Origin of the sequence: Undibacterium sp. YM2, from assembly GCF_009937975.1 — a bacterium.
In the GTDB taxonomy this organism is placed as follows: Bacteria; Pseudomonadota; Gammaproteobacteria; order Burkholderiales; family Burkholderiaceae_D; genus Undibacterium.
Genome location: NZ_AP018441.1, coordinates 104,177 through 120,396 on the forward strand (window position 1 = coordinate 104,177; position 16,220 = coordinate 120,396).

Here is a 16,220-nt window from a genome sequence, read left to right on the forward strand (position 1 = left end):
AATACTACCGGCATGGAAGATGCCGGTAGCAAATATCAATCGCGGCCAAACGGCGCATCAACTGCATGGCTTTGGCCCGTGAACCAGCGTGGCCCCTGTTCTGTCATGTAGAAATGGTCTTCCAGGCGTATGCCAAATTCGCCTTCTATGCAGATCATGGGTTCATTGCTGAAACACATGCCGGCGGCCAGCGGGCGCTGATTACCCTTGACCAGGTAAGTCCATTCATGAATATCCAGGCCTATGCCATGACCGGTACGGTGTGGCAGGCCAGGTAACTGGTAATCTGGCCCCAAACCGGCTGCTGCCAATACTTTTCTCGCTGCTGCATCAACTTGCTCACAAGGCACACCTGGCTGTGCCGCATCAAATGCGGCTGCCTGAGCGGCTTTTTCCAGTTCCCAGATATCACGCTGGCGCTGGCTGGGTTTGCCAAACACATAGCTGCGCGTGATGTCCGAGTTGTAGCCATGCAGCTTGCAACCGGTATCAATCAATACCATGTCACCTTCACGTAAAAACTGCTCGGCATCCGGGCCATGTGGCATGGCAGTCGCTTCACCAAAGCTGACAATACAAAATGTTGATGCGCTGCCGCCATAAGCGCGATGCGCCTGGTCAATAAAGCGCGCAACTTCAAAAGAAGAAATCCCTTCATGCAAAATCTTTGCTGCCTTCTTTTGCACTTCCAGCGTGAGGTTCTTGACCTGTTGCATGATGGCCAGTTCGGCAACTGACTTATGCATGCGGCACTCTGCCGTGATGCTGCTGGCATTGATGATCTGTGCCAGCGGCAAGGCGCGGCGCAGCCCGTCAAAAATAAAAAAGGCGGCATTTTCATCAAGTGCGATGGTAGTGCTTTTATAACCGGAATCTTGCAGGAATGTTTTGATCAGCAGGCAAGGATCATCTTCTTCTTGCCACAGGCGGATGTCAGCATCTGCACCCAGGGTTTCACGCAGTTTGGAATCTTCAAAACAGGGGCAGACATAAGTCAGCTTCGCATCGGGCGTCAATATTGCTGCCGTCAGGCGTTCACTCGGATACCAGCGCAGGCCAGTAAAATAATACAGGCTGCTGCCAGCCGGCAAGATCATGGCATCCACACCATTTTGCTGCATCAGCCTGGCCGCCTTTTCTACCCTGGCCTGGCGTTCAGCCGCGCTGATGGGGCTGACATCGCTGAAGTCTGTCTGGATGCTGGCTAATTCTAGGGCTACTGTGGAACCGCCTATGCCTGATGTCATGCTGGTACTCCGGTGTGGGTGTTGATGGATGCGGGGGAGGATAGTATAAAGCGGGGGCTTGGGTCTTGATGGTTTGTGTTTGGGGTTTTGGCGAAATCGGCATAGTGGTTGAGTTTGGTGGGCAATCGCTGGTTTCTGGATTAAGCCAATAGATTGCCGTTATGCTTGATAGACTGTATCCATAATGGCGTCATTCCAGCGTGCTTTTGGCTGGAATCCAGCGGCATTCATGGCATACTGTCAGGTACTTTAATTTCAGATTCAATTTGTTTTGCGTATCTGATTTTAAAATGCCTGCACATGTATTTTTAGATTGCCGGCCGGTGGTAGACCGGCGGCTACCCACCTTTTTGCTTCGCCAAAAAGGTGGGCCAAAAAGGCGACCCAGGCGTCGTCGCCCCCTGAAGGGGGTGCCCGTTTGTGCAGTACAAAAAATGGGAAGATCCGAAACTCGCTTTGCTCAAACAGCGGCTCTTCTTAATCCATTTTCTGTACCGCACAAACGGCGCCGACACATGGGAACTTCGAAATTCAAAATCAACAGCAACGTCAAAATCAACTACAAAGACAACCCCAAAAGTCAAAATCGGTTGATTTATCGTTCTGGAACTTAATGCGATTGCCTTTGATCTCTCCTTAGCCCTGCTCTTAAAACTTATGCTCAAACGACAATTTCAACACACGGCCACGCAAAGGCAATGGGCTGCCCGGGCGCATTTGCATGACGGTTTCGCGGTTGAAGGCGTTGAACAGGTTCATGGTCAGCAGCGTGTTTTTCCAGCCTTTGTAATTGAGCGAGAAATCAACCGTGGTGTCGGCAGCGACCTTGCACTGATCGACGGCGACGCCACGGTCTATACAACCTTGTTCAGTGTTGGCACTGTCGAGGTCGCCCCAGCTTAATGTGGTGCCGCTGGTGTAGTAGATGCGGGTGCCTGCGTTCCAGTCGCCGTTGGCCCAGCCGAGTTTGGCGATGGCGCGGATTTTTGGTACGCCACGGCGGCCTACATAGTTTTCGCTATAGTCATTGGTGAAGGAACTCCAGCTACGGTAATCAGTCTGGTAATTCATTTCCAGGCCGGTACTGAGCTTGCCTGCGCTACCCAGGTTCCATTTGCTGTTGACATCGACATCGACACCAGCGACCTTGGTTTTAGTTAGATTCGCATATTGCGCACCGATGGTGGCGATGGGGCCGATGGTGAAGCCCAGGGGTTTGCCAGCCAGCTCGGATGCGCGCTGGGCCAGCTCTATGTCCTGGGTCGTCATGACACCACGTTCTACCAGTCCGGTTTTTTTATCTTCATTCGCCAGGGTTTCATCTACACCGAGTACCGAGATTTCATCGCGGCGCTTGATGTTGTAATAATCGATGGTGATGCTGGTGTCTTTGGTCGCTTGCAAAACCAGGCCGAGGGTGAAGCTATTGGATTTTTCTGGTTTCAAATCCTTGTTTGGCAAGACACGCGCCGGGAAACTGACTGAGCAGCCGAGGTTGTAGGCAACACTGGCATTGGCCTGGTCAATGGAATTACCTTTTTTCAGGGCATCAGACATTTGCGTCGCCATGGCGCAGCGTTTGGGATCGAGGTAACCATTATTGAACCAGGACGCGCCGCCATTGCCTGTCTCTGGCAAGCTCGGTGCGCGGAAACCTTCCGCCGCGGTACCGCGCAACATCAGGAAATCCGTGGCCTTGTAAGACAGGCCCAGCTTGGGTACAACTGCTGCTTCTGTAGTACCGGATTTGTCGGCGCGCAGGGCGAAGCTGCCTTCCAGCTGCTTGGTGAATGGCGCATTCAATTCGGCAAATGCGGCACCGACATTGCGTGAGCCCTGTATGGAGACACCGCTGAACTGCACGATTTGTGCGTTCAATACATTGTCGCTGCTGGCCTGTTCAAAAGTTTCATGACGCAGATCGAAGCCGGTAGCCAGTTGCAGAGGGCCGCCACCCAGGGCCATCAATTCACGTGAGGCCTTGAAGTCCAGGAAGGTTTGAGTAGAAGTGCCGTGCGAACCCATTTCCGGGAACATTTTGTCGAGTACTGCTTGTGAATTTGTTGCGCCAAATTTATATTCGCCCTTGACGATGGCATCATAGTAAGCATAGCGGTCTCGGTACAGGTGCTGCTTCTGGGTTGCGGTAGAACTCATGCGGCCTATCGCCCCATCCCATTCCCAGCCCAGGTGCGTGCCTTCAAGACCGACCAGTACACGGTATTGTTTTGCCTCACCGACGTTCTTGAACATCTCGGGATTATCGGCAAAGCGATAATTCAAACCTACCGGGAAAGAATAAGGATTGAAAGGGTGACCAACCGGCAATTGCGGGTCGGTGAAATACTGCATCTGCCCCTTGATGGAGTCGTACCAGGTCAGTGGCACGCCCGTGATATTTGAGCGCGGTACTGAGGTATAGTAAGTGCTCTTGGTATTCGAGAAATTGACTTCGGCAAAACCTGTCAGGTTGTCGCCCAGTTTTTTCCTGCCCATGCTGAAGAAGGCAATGCGGTCAGCCGCAGGATTGGCGTCACTGTCTTTCCAGTAGTCATAGCGGCACAGGCCACCTATGAGTAGTGACGGTGCACACCCCGGGGCTGCGGTCGTGAAGGATTTTCCAGCAAGACTGGCATCGGCATAATTGGCAGGGTAACGCCCGGTATAGTTGCCGGGGTAAGAGCCGGTCGACAGGGAGGCGCGGTCCGGATTCATTTTCAGGTACCAGTCCGGCAGTTGTGGAAAGATGTCACGGTCTTTGTAAGCGCCACGGTGATAAGCTTCCAGATGACCAAAGACATTGTAGCCATCTTTCTCCATGTCGCCAGCACCTACCGTGATGGAGGCTGTCTGGGACTTGTTCAACATGCTGTTGCGCAGCGATTGCTGGGCACTGGCATTCAGGGTCACACCCTTGAAGTCTTTGCGGGTAATGATATTGATGACACCTGCAACAGCGTCAGAACCATAAATTGCCGAGGCACCATCCTTGAGGATTTCTATGCGTTCTATCGCATTCGCCGGTATCGCATCGATATTCACGAAGGTAGCCTGCAAACCATCAGCAAAACCATAGCTGGGCAGGCGGCGACCATTCAACAAGGTCAGTGTTGCAGACAAACCAAGGTTGCGCAGCGATACGCCAGATGCGCCACTGGCCCAGGAGTTGGCACCACCGAGGTCGCTGATGGCGCTGCGGTCATTATTGCTGAGATTGTCGAGGATGTCCTTGACGGTATTGGCACCGCTGTCCATGATTTCCTGACGGGTCAGGACTTGTACTGGCGACGCCGTTTCGCTGTCCAGGCGTTTGATATTCGAACCGGTCACAACGACTTTTTGTACCGGTGCAGCATCTTGTGCATAGCTGCTTTGCAGTCCCATCAGCGCAATCGAAATGGCCAATGCGGATTTTTTCATAGTAGGTAGGTTTTTCAAAGTATGCTCCATAGTTTTGAGGTTGCCCTCTGTCTCACCATTCAATCCCTCGAATGAACAGCCATTTCCATTTCACTTTGCGTCTGCATGTGCATGGATATCTTCCGGGTCTGGTTCCCGCCTTTTTGTGACAGGGCTGGGCCAGCCTTCTCTTTATGTGGTGCAAATTCACGCCTGGGTTTTTACCCTGCTTTGCTCTGCACGGCAGGGGTGTTTGTCATCAGCATGCCTTTGCCAGATCACCGCCAAAATCTGGAAAAAATAAGAAATCCAAATTCCGGCGGGACTCAAATGTACCAATATAAATATATTTAAGGTATATTTATAAAATATTTGCGGCGTATTTACAACGCGTTGATATCAAGATGCAATCTTGTTTTGCAGCAGAGAAATGAAAAAAGGAGACGGAGTTGAAATTCAGAAATAAGGGGATGCTGGCCTTGCCTTTGCTGGCTCTGGGCCTAGTCGCTTGCAGCAGCAATCCGCAGCAGGCGCATAATTCACGTGAGCTTGCGCGTGACCAGGAAATACAAAAAGTACTGACGCATGTACATCAGTGCAGCCCTACACTGAGCCTGCGTTCACAGGCACTGACGGCTGACGATGAACGCAAGTCTTGCGAGATGCTGGGGGCGCTGGAGCAGCAGTTTCATGGCATTTTCGGTACCGCAGGCAAGCCGGTAAAGGATGACCATAATGGCAGCCTCAGGGCAAATATTTACCAATCCAAGGAAGATTTCATCAAATACGCGACCCAGCATTTTGATATGCCGACCAATAATGGTGGCATGTATCTGGAGGGTTATCCGGATCGACCAGGCAACCAGGCCGAGTTTGTCGCGAACCAGAAAAAAGATGGCAGCGTACTCAATCTCGGCCATGAATATGTGCATTACCTCGACGGCCGTTTCAATCTGTATGGCGACTTTTGCGCGAATCTGCATGACTCGCACGCACCTCCAGAAAACTGCGCCAAACCTGCACCAATGACACCTTATCTGGTGTGGTGGACTGAAGGCATTGCTGAGTATGTTTCCAAGGGCAAGGATAATCCGGCTGCCATCAAACTTGCTGCTGAAAAGACTTATGCATTGAGCCAGTTATTCGATACCGGCTATGAAAACAATAACGGTACTGCGCGCATATATAGTTGGGGTTATCTGGCGGTGCGATTCATGATGGAGAAGCACAGGCCAGAGATAGAGCAGATGCTGGTGTTCACACGCAGTGGTGATTACCCGCGTTATCAGGCGCTGGTCAGGTCCTGGGGTACGGGCATGGATAAAGAGTTTGCAGCCTGGCTCGATAGTCTGGCTAAAGCGTAGTTGGGATGAGGCCGGGCATTCGCGCCCGGCTTCATTTTCTCAGACAGCCAGTACTCAGTAAGCAGCAGATTTCGATTTTCTTGGAACAGGCACAAAATCAAACTGCCATTTGACCGGTGTTGTCTGATCATTGACTTTAACAGTCTGGCTCAGTGGCGGCCTGATGCTGCCAAGATTTGGATGCCAGGCCTTGATTTCGTAATTGCCATCTGGCAGTTTATCCAGCATGGCAACACCGCTCTGGTCCGTCTTGACGAAGTAGGGCGTGTCCAGCACCAGTACATAGGCACGCATCCAGTTATGCAAGAGGCAGTAGACGATGACGATGCCGGGTTTGTCGAAGATCACAGGTGGTGGCACCACGCCGCGTTCATAAGTCTTGATCTCGAATTCCTTGGTTGCCGAAAAAGACTTCACATGATGTTCCATCTTGTCATAGTTGGGGAACTTGACTTGCGAGCCTGTGCGTATCGCCGTCACATAAGGTGAGAACTGCATGTCGTTTTGCGATATGGTGGCCTCGGTTTTTTCCGAGGCTGGCAAGGGCGCGCCTACTGGTGTCGCATACACGACGACATCGCTCATGGGATTACCATTTTTATCGACCGCCTGGAAATTCAGCTTGGCCGCTTGTGCCAGCATGGGTGAGCTTGCAGCCAGCGTTAATGTCACCGTCAGCGCCAGGGTGAGCAAACTACGATACTTTTGCAAAAATAATAGTTTCATCTTTTTTACCGCCTTTACATTGCTTACTTGGTCACGATGGGACGTTGCATGGGTGCCAGTTTGGCGATCAGCCTGTTTTGCACGGATGATGGTACATCATGTTTTTCCATAGCGATCTGCAAGTCTTCTGCCAGGGCATTGAAATGGGCATTCGTCACTTCCATGTCCTTGTGTACGTCTGCCATGCTGCGGCCACTGTATTTGCAGGGACCACCGCTGAGTTCACAGAATTGTTCGGTCAGCAGGCTAGCCAGTCTTTCCGTATCTGTTTCCTTGAAAGCCTTGTTGATGCGCGCATCATCCAGCACGATGGCAACGAAGGAATTGACGAAGGTACTGATACCGGTTTTGCCACCCAGACTTTGATACAGTGCGTCATTGCCGCTTTGTGCATGGGCAGACAGGCTGGCAAACAAACTGACAAACAGAGCGGAAGCGGCTATGGTTTTGCACAGGCGGGAGAGAATATTCATGATAGGTCTTTTCTTTAGATAGTCTGTGGGCGCTCAGAATCCTGCTTGCAGGGACAAGTACCAGCCACGCTGATTTTTTGGATTGAAGATAGTGATGTCACCCAGCGTCGCATAAGCCGCCGTGACAGAAACATTTTTGGTTGGGAACCAGGCGACAAACACGTCGTAATAATCTTTTTCATTATCGACGCCCAGGTTACGCGGCTTCATGCGGTACTCGGCACCGACCGCCAGCTTGCGGTTGATCAGATAAGCAACTGAGGTTTCCAGCATGGGTTTATAACTGTCTTTCTTGTCGCCACCAAATCCCAGTATGCCCATCTGGTTAGCCTTGGTCATGCGCGCAGTGCCATTCAGCAGCAGGCTTTGTTCGAGCAGGATCTTGGTCGCAGAAACATAGTAATCAACGCCGCTGTCATCCTTGGCACCGAGTTGTTTCACGTTAGTCACCCCCAGCGCACCGAGGCCACCTATGCCTTTGTTGCGCTTGTACATGGCACCAACGGCGATTTGTGGCATCCAGCTGTCCTGGTCATAGACCGCATCACCGGCGACTTTGACTTTGACGCCAAAAATATCCTGTTTGATATTCAAGGCATTCAAAGGGGCCAGCGAACCTGTGAACTCCTGGCTGGCCAGCGACAGCTCTACCCGGTCGGCAATGCCGACCGCGACGCCATAGGTTTTCAGGCTGTAGTCCTGGGTGTTGACTTGTGTGTAGTGGGCATTCGCACCATAGCTGTCGCGCGTACCATAGCCTGTGATCAAGGCCCATGGCGTCAGACCGCCGCCGCCCGCACCTTCGAGCTGGCTGACACCGCCAGTAGCTGTCAGTTTGCCCATGTCCGGTTTCAGCATGTCCTGAGCCAGGCTGGCCTGCATGCAGAAAACGCTGCTGCCTGACAGGGCCAGGGCGACAAATTTCTTCTTCATTTGCATCATATCTCCTCTTTATAAAGCGGCAATCTCGCACGGAAAACCGTGTATCTGCTCTTTGTACGAAGGCTACTGAAAATCAGATTCAGATTTAATGCAAAAAAAAGACAAAAATATCAGGGTTGCGCCTTGGGGAAAACGATATCGCGCTTCATCGGCGCAAGCAAGGCCATCAGGCGGTTTTGTGTGGCAGACGGAATGGCCAGCTTGTCCATGGCGATCTGTACATCTTCTGCCAGGGCATAAAATTGTGCGGCATTGATACCCAGTCCCTGATGCACGGTTTTCATGTCATCCCCACTGTATTTGCAGGGGCCGGCACTGATGACACAGAATTGCTCTTTCAGTAATTGCGCTAGCCTGGGGATATTGGTTTCCTTGAAGCTGGCCTTGATGCGCTCGTCCCGCAAAATGATACGCAGGGCTTCATCCACAATCTGGCTGATGCCGCTTTCACTGCCGAGTGCCTGGTACAGGGTTGGCGGTGTAGTCTGGGCCTGGACTGCAGTAGTGTTTGCCATTACTGCAAACAGCAAGCTGGCAAGCGCGGGAATGGGTGGAATGGGTGATATGAATTTCATGCGCTTATCTCAATTGCCGATTTGCAGTGACAAGTACCAGCCACGCTGGTTCTTTGGATTGAAGATGGTAATGTCACCCAGATGGGCATAGGCCAGTGTCAGTGAAACTGATTTGCTGGGGAACCATGCCAGGAAGGCATCGTAATAGGCCTTTTCATGATCGACTGCCAGATTTTGCGGCTTGCTGCGGTATTCGACGCCAGCGACTAGCTTGCGGTTGAGCAGGTAAGCGACTGACACTTCTGGCAATAACTGGTAATGGTTGCGCTTGTCGCCGCCAAACCCCAGCAAGCCCATCTGGTTGGCCTTGCTCAGACGTAAAGTGCCATTCAGTAGCAGACTATGATCGAGTATCAGCTTGGTGGCCGACAGATAATAATCAATGCCGCTGTCATCCACGGCACCCAGTTGTTTGACGCTGGTGATACCCAGTGCCTCCAGACCTTTGACTGCATGATTGCGCTTGTAAATGGCGCCCAGGGCTACCTGCGGCTGCCATTTGTCCTGGTCAGTGACCAGGTCGCCGGCTACTCTGAGTTTGATGCCGACGACATCCTGTTGCAGTTCGAGTTTGTCTAGAGGGGCCAGGCTGCCCGTAAATTTTTGTGTCGCCAGTGACATTTCGAGTTTGTCGGCAATACCGATAGCGACACCAGCAGTCTGCAGGCGATAGTCCTGGGTGTTGACCTGGGTGATATGGGCATTGATGCCATAGCTGTCTTCACTGCCATAACCGGTAATCGTCGCCCATGGTGTAATACCACCACCGCCTGCGCCTTCCAGTTGTATCACGCCCCCGGTCGCCAGCAGTTTGCCTTTGTCGGGCATTGGCAGACCCTGCGCCATGGAGATACTGGCGCAAGCTGACAGAGTAAAGGCGAGGAGGGATTTCAGGCGCAGCATGGTGACTACTCTCACGGCAGTTCGTGGTAATCCAGCCTGCGGCTGGAGCTGGCTTCATTTATACAAGCTAGTCAGGTGTTGCACAAGACCAATTAACGCTTTGCAACAAGTGTGTCAGGTTTATGGATTACGGCTTCCCTGGTCATGGCCTGGAGTCTGACTTGCGCCTTTGCCTGCCCCAGCCTTGCGGCTTCCTGCAAATCAGCCTGCTCTTGCGCACCTTGCAGCATCGCCAGCTGGCTGAACAAATTGTAGGCCAGATGGTAGTCACGCCTGTCCAGGGCAACATCGGCAAGTACGCTGATGGTCAAGGCATAATTGCGTGAACCGGTCAGCCGGGATAGCTGCTCCAGGGCTTCATGCAGCATCTGGTCTGCGGCGTCGAGCGACCCCATCTTGCGCAAAGTGTCGCCTATTTGCATCAGGCAATTGCCTATGCTGGGTGCCCAGCCTGTGGGTTTGGCCAGTTGCAGTGCTTTTTGCAGCCATTCCAGTGCAGTTTCAAAATCATTTGCCTTGCTATAGCTATAACCTATATTCGCTGCGGTCAGGATGGCACGGCGTATCTGGCCAGAATCGAGACAGGCCTGATACGCCTTGCTCAGGTAGCTAACAGATTCGTCGAGCTGACCATTCAGGCCAGTATATAAACCAAGAAAATCATCCATCAGGGCGGCCAGGCCAGGGTGGATTTCTTTTGGGGTATTCCTCGAGGCAAAATAGCGGTCGAAGTAAGACTTGGCCAATTTATCATCACGCAAAACAGCAACCCGGGCCAGGGCAGCGGCTGTACATTGCTTGCGCAAGACATCATCTCCCTTGCTGGCTTCGTCTATGGAGATGGCCATTTCTATGTCACATTCCACATGCTTGCCTTGGTCAGAGAAGATGAAACCCAGCATGCGATGGGCATCGCTGAGGGCAGCCGGGTCGAGATGCACGTCAGGGTGGCGCAAGATGGCCTGGATAATGGCTGCCGCGCTGTCGAGATCAGCATGCAGCCACTTTTCTTCTGCCCTGATCAATTGCAGGCGCAGATAGACCAGGGCTTTGTCGGTGTCCGTCCTGTTGGAGGTATTCAGCAGTTTGCTGACTTGTTCGCACAGGCTCAGGGCGCGGCTGCTGTCGCGCTGACGCAAGTGCCAGGCTAGTGTCAGTAATTCGTCGAGTTGTTCTTGCACCACCGTTCCGGTCAAGCGCTGCTCTAACTGCGTAACTTCGCTATCGGTGGCGTATAAGTCCATGGTATGTTGGTTGCTCAAAAGAAATTTTTCATCAGAGTAACCGATTCATTTTATAAAAGAAATGGTAGAAATTTAAGCTGGCCTTTGTATTTCGTCTTGATCTGGCCAGTCCATTTACCACAATACGCAAGATTTAATCTCTGTGTTGTCACATAAGTTGGTTTTAACAATTTTTAACGGTATATACTAAAGCCCCCTGATTTTTCTTCATGGTATTTTGCCGCTTTAAATAGCTTGAAGTTGCGGGGGAAGTGCAGCGCAGGATGCCGGACAGGAATTTCCGATCGCTTTTTTTGAGCCTGATTGAGCCCAAGTATGAGTCGTTCTTCTTTGCGTCGAGAATTGGTGATACCCATCATCGTCCTGGTGATAGGGGTGTCTGCCGCCATAGGCTGGGTCTCCATGAAGGCCGGGACAGATGCCGTCTATACCCTGACGCAGCGCATACTTGGCGATATGGTCAACCGTATCAACCTGGCGACCGAAAAACACCTCGATGGTGCCCTGATTGCGCTGGAGTCAGTCGCACCCAGCCCCAGCAATTTGCCCAAAGAGCAGAATTTTTCTGCGGACATGAAAGCCCTGGAAGAAAAATTCTGGGCGGCCAGTGGCTTGTTCATGGATGTGAATAATTATGTGTACTTTGGCGGTAGCGACGGGCGTTTTGTCGGTGTTTACCGAATTTCCAAGGAAATGGTGCAATTGTTCTGGCGGGAACCCGATGGCGACAAGCGCACGGTCTTCCGCGTCAGTCATGTCGGTGATCGCTCGAACATCTTGCGCAGCGACGATTTTGATCCGCGTTTGCGCCCCTGGTACAAAATTGCCCAGACCTCGGAAAGACCGGTCTGGTCAAAAATCTACAATAATTTCTCTTTCCATTATCCGACTATCACGCTGGCAAAATCGGTCTTTAACAAGAACCATGAGTTTGCCGGTGTCATGGCCACCGACCTGACGCTCAAGGAATTATCGAATTTCCTGCGCAAACTCGAGATCAGCAAGAACAGTGTCGCCTATATCGTCGATGCGGATGGTTATATTGTTGCCACGTCTGGCCAGGAACTGCCTGAGCGCACCGTGAATGGCGTGCCAGAACGCATGCGTGCCATCGACATGAAAACACCGCTGATCAGTGAGACTTTCCAAAGAGTCGGGAGCATGAAATTGCAGGCTACCCAGACACAATCGATGGAGCTCAGCAATGGCACCATTGATGTGGCGATTTCTCCACTGGGTAACAGGCAGGGCTTGAACTGGCTGACCGTGGTCGCCGTGCCCCGTGCTGACTTCATGAGCAGTATCAACCAGGGCTTCATGCAGAGTATGGTGATTGCCCTGGCATGTGTCATCTTTGCACTCACCATAGGCCTGACCATCGTTGAGCGCGTGATACGAGATATACGCAAGTTGACTTCTGCTGCTGAAAAATTTGGCAATGGCGAACCCATGCCCAGCCTGCAAATCCGCCGCACGGACGAGATAGGCACACTGGCCCAGACTTTCATGGAGATGGAAAACAAGCTGCGCTATGACAAGCTGACCCAGGTGGCCAACCGTGAATCCCTGTTCACCCAGATCAATTACCTGCAAAAGCAGGCGCTGGAAAATCCTGGTGCCAGTGAAGGCTTTACCTTATTGTTCATAGACCTGGACCGCTTCAAATACATCAATGACAATCACGGTCATGATGCTGGCGACAAGGCCCTGGTTGTGATTGCTGCGCGTTTGCGCTCGGCTATTCGTGAGACGGATGAAGTGGCACGTTACGGCGGTGATGAATTCGTGTTGCTGCTGAAAGATACCAAGAGCTCTATCGATATCAACAATACCGTGGAAAAAATCTGCAATGTCGTCGAACAGCCGATTGCGCTGGAAGACATCGTTGTCAGTGTTGGTGTGTCGGTAGGCTGGGCCAGCTTCCCTGAGGATGGCAGTGATTATGTGCGCCTCATCAAGATCGCCGACAGCCGCATGTATAACCGCAAACGCGACCGTAAATCAGGCCAGTTCGTGCATCTGGCCTGATTGTTCTGATTCAGACTGGACTCGATGGCTGGTTTTGCTCCTGCCACTTGCCCAGCCAGGCAGGCATGTCAGTTGAAGGCATGGGTTTGCTGATGTAATACCCCTGAGCCTGGTCGCAGCCCAGCTCCTTCAGCAAATTCATGACTTCTATATTTTCGACACCCTCGGCAACTACCCGCAAGCCCATATTGTGTCCCAGGTCTATGGTCGATTTGACGATCTTGGTGTCATCAATATCCTTCTCCATCTTGAGTACAAAAGATTTGTCTATCTTCAGTTCATGAACCGGCAGGCGCTTCAGGTAGGCCAGTGACGAATAACCCGTGCCAAAATCATCGATAGACAACTCAAAGCCCATGGCATGCAATTTGTCCAGCGTCTGGAAGGCCCGGACCGGGTCATCCATGATGGCACTCTCAGTGATTTCCAGGCAAAACGAGGCAGCTTTTACTTCATGGTTTTGCAATATATGGGCAAACTTGCCCGGCAAATCCTGGTCCAGCAAATCACGGGTAGAAATATTGACCGAGATTTTCAGGTGTATGCCCTGCTGGGCCCACAGGTGGCAGACTCGTGCTGCTTCATTCATGACCCAGTGCGTCAACTGGCGTATGAAGCCGGTTTGCTCGGCAAAGGGAATGAACTGGTCGGGGAAGATAAAGCCACGCTCGGGATGTATCCAGCGTACCAGTGCTTCGACTGCAATCACCTGGCCATGGTCTAGACCAACCTTGGGTTGTACATATAAACGGAAGGCCTGCTGTTCCAGTGCTGCCCGCAATTCGCTGAGCAAAGACAGGCTCTGCTGGCTGGACTTGTCGATGTCAGGTGAATAGATGACCGCGCCACTATTGCCGAGTTTTGCCGCATACATGGCAACCTCAACCCGGCTCAGCAGGCTCTGGGCATCCCCCGCATGTTCAGGAAAACCGGCGATGCCGATGCCGGCCCCCAGATCAACAGTCTGGTCTTCTATGGAGATAGGTTTTTCCAGTGAGCGCAGGATGCGGTTCGCCAGATCAAGTGCATCTTCCTTGGCGCTATTTGGCAACAGTATGGCAAATTCATCACCACCGAGGCGGGCGGGTTTGGTACCGCCAGCACCAAGTTCTGCCGACAGGCGTATGGCAACCTGGTTCAGCAGGATATCGCCAAAGCGGTGTCCCATGACGTCATTCACATGCTTGAAACGGTCGAGGTCCATCATCAGCACATAGCAGGACTTTTCATGGGAACGTGCGCTGCCAATGGCTTCTTCCAGCATGTCGGTAAACAGTGCCCGGTTTGGCAGATTGGTCAGGGTGTCCCAGTAAGCCAGACGGCTGATTTCTTTTTCACGCTGGGCAATACCATCACGCATGGTCATGAAGGTGCGCGCCAGGTCGCCGATCTCGTCCTTTTGTTTGACGTCAATGGTGGCAGTGTAGTCACCAGCACCCAGACTGCGCGCAGTTTCTGCCAGTTGCCTTACCGGCCCGGTAATGCGGCGGGCAGTGATGGCGCTGATGATGCTGGCAACCACGGCAGCAAGTACTGTCAGTAGCAAGAGATTGCGCTGCAAGTCCTTATAAGGGGCGACTGCCTGGCTGATCGACAGTTGCAGCACGGCGATGGTATTGAACTGTTCGTTCTGTGCCAGTCTGAGTATGCGGGCGCTATACTGGTCGTCATCGATTTGCAGGGCAGGCAGATAATTGACCAGTTTGTCAGCAACAGGTAATTGCTGGGCCAGCTTGCCAGCGTTTTCATCATTGAGGCTGGACACATTCGCGAGCCAGCGCCCCTGTTTCTCAGAGGTCAGCAAACTGATTTGCATGCGCGATAATTCATGCATGTCGGTCACCAGGGCCTTGCCTATGGGGATGGCCATGACTACCCAACTGATGGTGACCGGTGCTTCGATAGGCACGACTACCATTTGATAAGGTTTGCCATCGACGATGGCCGTACTGGCAGCACTGCCGGTTTTTTCTGCGGTTTGTATCAGTGCGGCAACCGATTGCTGCAGGCTATTGCTTAATTCATTGTTTGCACCATTGCTGCGGCTGGTTTTGCTGGTTGCTGAAAAAGCCGTGATTTTCCTGTCCAACCCGACCAGCATGGTCAGGTCTGAACCTATGCGGTTGCCGTGATTGGACAAGGTTGAGACGATGGTTTCAGTATCGTGCGTACCTATGGCTTCGCGAAAGGCATAATCCTTGGCAAGGACGATGGCACCCTGTATGAGTTTTTGTGCATTCTGGTCAAGCAGGCGCAGCAGGAATTTTTCATTGATTTTCAGATTCTCTTCAACGGCGGTACGGGCGTTTCTGTCTATGGCATTACCAATAGCAAAAAAGGCCGCCAGTTGTACCGTCAACAGCAGGCCTATGAATAGAGCAACAACCCGGCTTTCCAAACTATGCAAACGCATGAACTTTCCTATTGGTGTGCGTGGGAAAAGTATTTCCTGCCAATTCAGTCTTGTAATTAACCAGCCTTGTAATTCAATTTTACAGTCAGGTTGGGGCCATTACTGTCGATTTGTATGTTTTGCTCTTGTACCTGTGCCGACGCTGGTTGTTTGGGATGCCAGGTCTTCAATACATATTTGCCGGCAGGAATGGTGGGCAGACGGGCAGTTCCGCTCGCATCGGTTTTGGCAAAATAGGGAGTATCGACGATCTGGATATAGGCAACCATCTGGTCGTGGATATTGCAGCCAACCACCACGGTACCGGCTTTGTCGAATATTACAGGTGCAGCAGGCTTGCCTGAATACAGCTTCAATTCAAAAGGCTTGGCCGGGGAAAACGAATAAGCGTGATGCCTGACCGTGTCATTGTTGGGAAAGGAAACCGAAGTGCCGGTTTGTATCACGGTCACGAAGGGCATGAACTTCTTGTCTTTTTGCTGGATTTCAGCCGTGGCTGACTTGGTAATCTGCGGGCTGCCAACAAGTTCTGCATAGACCACCGCATCCTGTACTGCCTGTCCACTGCTGTCTGTCACCTGTATGGACGTGGCAGATGCTGCGCCAGCCATGATCAGGCTGCCTGCCATGCAGCCCAGCATGAGGATGCAGGATTTGGTACGCAGACGTTTCATGGCTACACCCCGGCAAAAAATGATTTAAATGAGTTTTGCTTATATTACTTTAGTTCGATAGTTGTATGGCTGCCTGCACTATTTGAAAATCGGATTCCACGCATTTTTCGTGCAATTTTGTAAAAATATGTCTCTGCATGAATAGTTTGCAGAATATCAGGTAAAGCCAGCCCTGAATTGTTATACTATTGTATAAGGGCAATTTGTGCGCAGTGCTTGCGTGTGCCGGATT

Annotated in this window: 12 protein-coding genes; 2 read left to right on the top strand and 10 right to left on the bottom strand. The window is 51.9% G+C overall.

The window, feature by feature from the left end; all coding sequences use genetic code 11:
* Positions 1-35: 35 nt before the first annotated feature.
* Both UNDYM_RS00505 and UNDYM_RS00510 read right to left on the bottom strand, forming a co-directional pair.
* A complete protein-coding gene (locus UNDYM_RS00505; RefSeq protein ID WP_162039263.1) occupies positions 36-1,247 on the bottom strand; it encodes a Xaa-Pro peptidase family protein in 1,212 nt (403 codons plus the stop codon).
* A gap of 648 nt (positions 1,248-1,895) precedes the next feature.
* Positions 1,896-4,685, bottom strand: a complete 2,790-nt coding sequence (locus UNDYM_RS00510; protein ID WP_162039264.1) for a TonB-dependent siderophore receptor — start codon at positions 4,683-4,685, stop codon at positions 1,896-1,898.
* Between the two features lie 410 nt (positions 4,686-5,095).
* Between UNDYM_RS00510 and UNDYM_RS00515 the strand changes: the two genes are divergently transcribed.
* Positions 5,096-6,010: a collagenase gene (locus UNDYM_RS00515; protein WP_197740963.1), complete on the top strand. Its 915-nt coding sequence runs from the start codon at positions 5,096-5,098 to the stop codon at positions 6,008-6,010.
* A gap of 54 nt (positions 6,011-6,064) precedes the next feature.
* On the opposite strand, the gene UNDYM_RS00520 is transcribed toward UNDYM_RS00515, so the two are convergent.
* From UNDYM_RS00520 to UNDYM_RS00545, 6 genes are all read right to left on the bottom strand, one after another.
* Positions 6,065-6,736 carry a methylamine utilization protein gene (locus UNDYM_RS00520; RefSeq protein ID WP_162039265.1) on the bottom strand — a complete coding sequence of 224 codons (672 nt, stop codon included), beginning with the start codon at positions 6,734-6,736 and terminating at the stop codon, positions 6,065-6,067.
* A gap of 23 nt (positions 6,737-6,759) precedes the next feature.
* Positions 6,760-7,209: a group 1 truncated hemoglobin gene (locus UNDYM_RS00525; protein ID WP_162039266.1), complete on the bottom strand. Its 450-nt coding sequence runs from the start codon at positions 7,207-7,209 to the stop codon at positions 6,760-6,762.
* A 33-nt stretch (positions 7,210-7,242) separates the two neighbouring features.
* Positions 7,243-8,091 carry a DUF3034 family protein gene (locus UNDYM_RS00530; protein ID WP_232064298.1) on the bottom strand — a complete coding sequence of 283 codons (849 nt, stop codon included), beginning with the start codon at positions 8,089-8,091 and terminating at the stop codon, positions 7,243-7,245.
* 170 nt (positions 8,092-8,261) lie between these two features.
* A complete protein-coding gene (locus tag UNDYM_RS00535) occupies positions 8,262-8,726 on the bottom strand; it encodes a group 1 truncated hemoglobin (protein ID WP_162039267.1) in 465 nt (154 codons plus the stop codon).
* A gap of 9 nt (positions 8,727-8,735) precedes the next feature.
* Positions 8,736-9,629: a DUF3034 family protein gene (locus UNDYM_RS00540; protein ID WP_162039268.1), complete on the bottom strand. Its 894-nt coding sequence runs from the start codon at positions 9,627-9,629 to the stop codon at positions 8,736-8,738.
* A gap of 92 nt (positions 9,630-9,721) precedes the next feature.
* Positions 9,722-10,873, bottom strand: a complete 1,152-nt coding sequence (locus UNDYM_RS00545; protein ID WP_162039269.1) for a lipopolysaccharide assembly protein LapB — start codon at positions 10,871-10,873, stop codon at positions 9,722-9,724.
* A gap of 315 nt (positions 10,874-11,188) precedes the next feature.
* Between UNDYM_RS00545 and UNDYM_RS00550 the strand changes: the two genes are divergently transcribed.
* Entirely contained in the window at positions 11,189-12,901 is a 1,713-nt protein-coding gene (locus UNDYM_RS00550; RefSeq protein ID WP_162039270.1) for a diguanylate cyclase domain-containing protein, read from the top strand.
* Positions 12,902-12,911: 10 nt separating this feature from the next.
* Here the strand turns inward: UNDYM_RS00550 and UNDYM_RS00555 are convergent, their stop codons facing one another.
* The gene (locus tag UNDYM_RS00555) at positions 12,912-15,314 is read right to left on the bottom strand and encodes an EAL domain-containing protein (RefSeq protein ID WP_162039271.1); all 2,403 of its coding nucleotides are present in this window, start codon (positions 15,312-15,314) and stop codon (positions 12,912-12,914) included.
* Positions 15,315-15,370: 56 nt separating this feature from the next.
* On the bottom strand, positions 15,371-15,988 hold the full coding sequence (locus UNDYM_RS00560; protein WP_232063653.1) for a methylamine utilization protein: 618 nt from the start codon (positions 15,986-15,988) through the stop codon (positions 15,371-15,373).
* Positions 15,989-16,220 lie beyond the last annotated feature (232 nt).

Excerpts from the sequence above, each read along its gene's own strand:
- UNDYM_RS00505 (WP_162039263.1), bottom strand. The coding sequence starts at position 1,247 with ATGACATCAGGCATAGGCGGTTCCACAGTAGCCCTAGAATTAGCCAGC.
- UNDYM_RS00520 (WP_162039265.1), bottom strand. The coding sequence starts at position 6,736 with ATGAAACTATTATTTTTGCAAAAGTATCGTAGTTTGCTCACCCTGGCG.
- UNDYM_RS00525 (WP_162039266.1), bottom strand. The coding sequence starts at position 7,209 with ATGAATATTCTCTCCCGCCTGTGCAAAACCATAGCCGCTTCCGCTCTG.
- UNDYM_RS00530 (WP_232064298.1), bottom strand. The coding sequence starts at position 8,091 with ATGCAGGCCAGCCTGGCTCAGGACATGCTGAAACCGGACATGGGCAAA.
- UNDYM_RS00535 (WP_162039267.1), bottom strand. The coding sequence starts at position 8,726 with ATGAAATTCATATCACCCATTCCACCCATTCCCGCGCTTGCCAGCTTG.
- UNDYM_RS00540 (WP_162039268.1), bottom strand. The coding sequence starts at position 9,629 with ATGCTGCGCCTGAAATCCCTCCTCGCCTTTACTCTGTCAGCTTGCGCC.
- UNDYM_RS00545 (WP_162039269.1), bottom strand. The coding sequence starts at position 10,873 with ATGGACTTATACGCCACCGATAGCGAAGTTACGCAGTTAGAGCAGCGC.
- UNDYM_RS00550 (WP_162039270.1), top strand. The coding sequence starts at position 11,189 with ATGAGTCGTTCTTCTTTGCGTCGAGAATTGGTGATACCCATCATCGTC.
- UNDYM_RS00555 (WP_162039271.1), bottom strand. The coding sequence starts at position 15,314 with ATGCGTTTGCATAGTTTGGAAAGCCGGGTTGTTGCTCTATTCATAGGC.
- UNDYM_RS00560 (WP_232063653.1), bottom strand. The coding sequence starts at position 15,988 with ATGAAACGTCTGCGTACCAAATCCTGCATCCTCATGCTGGGCTGCATG.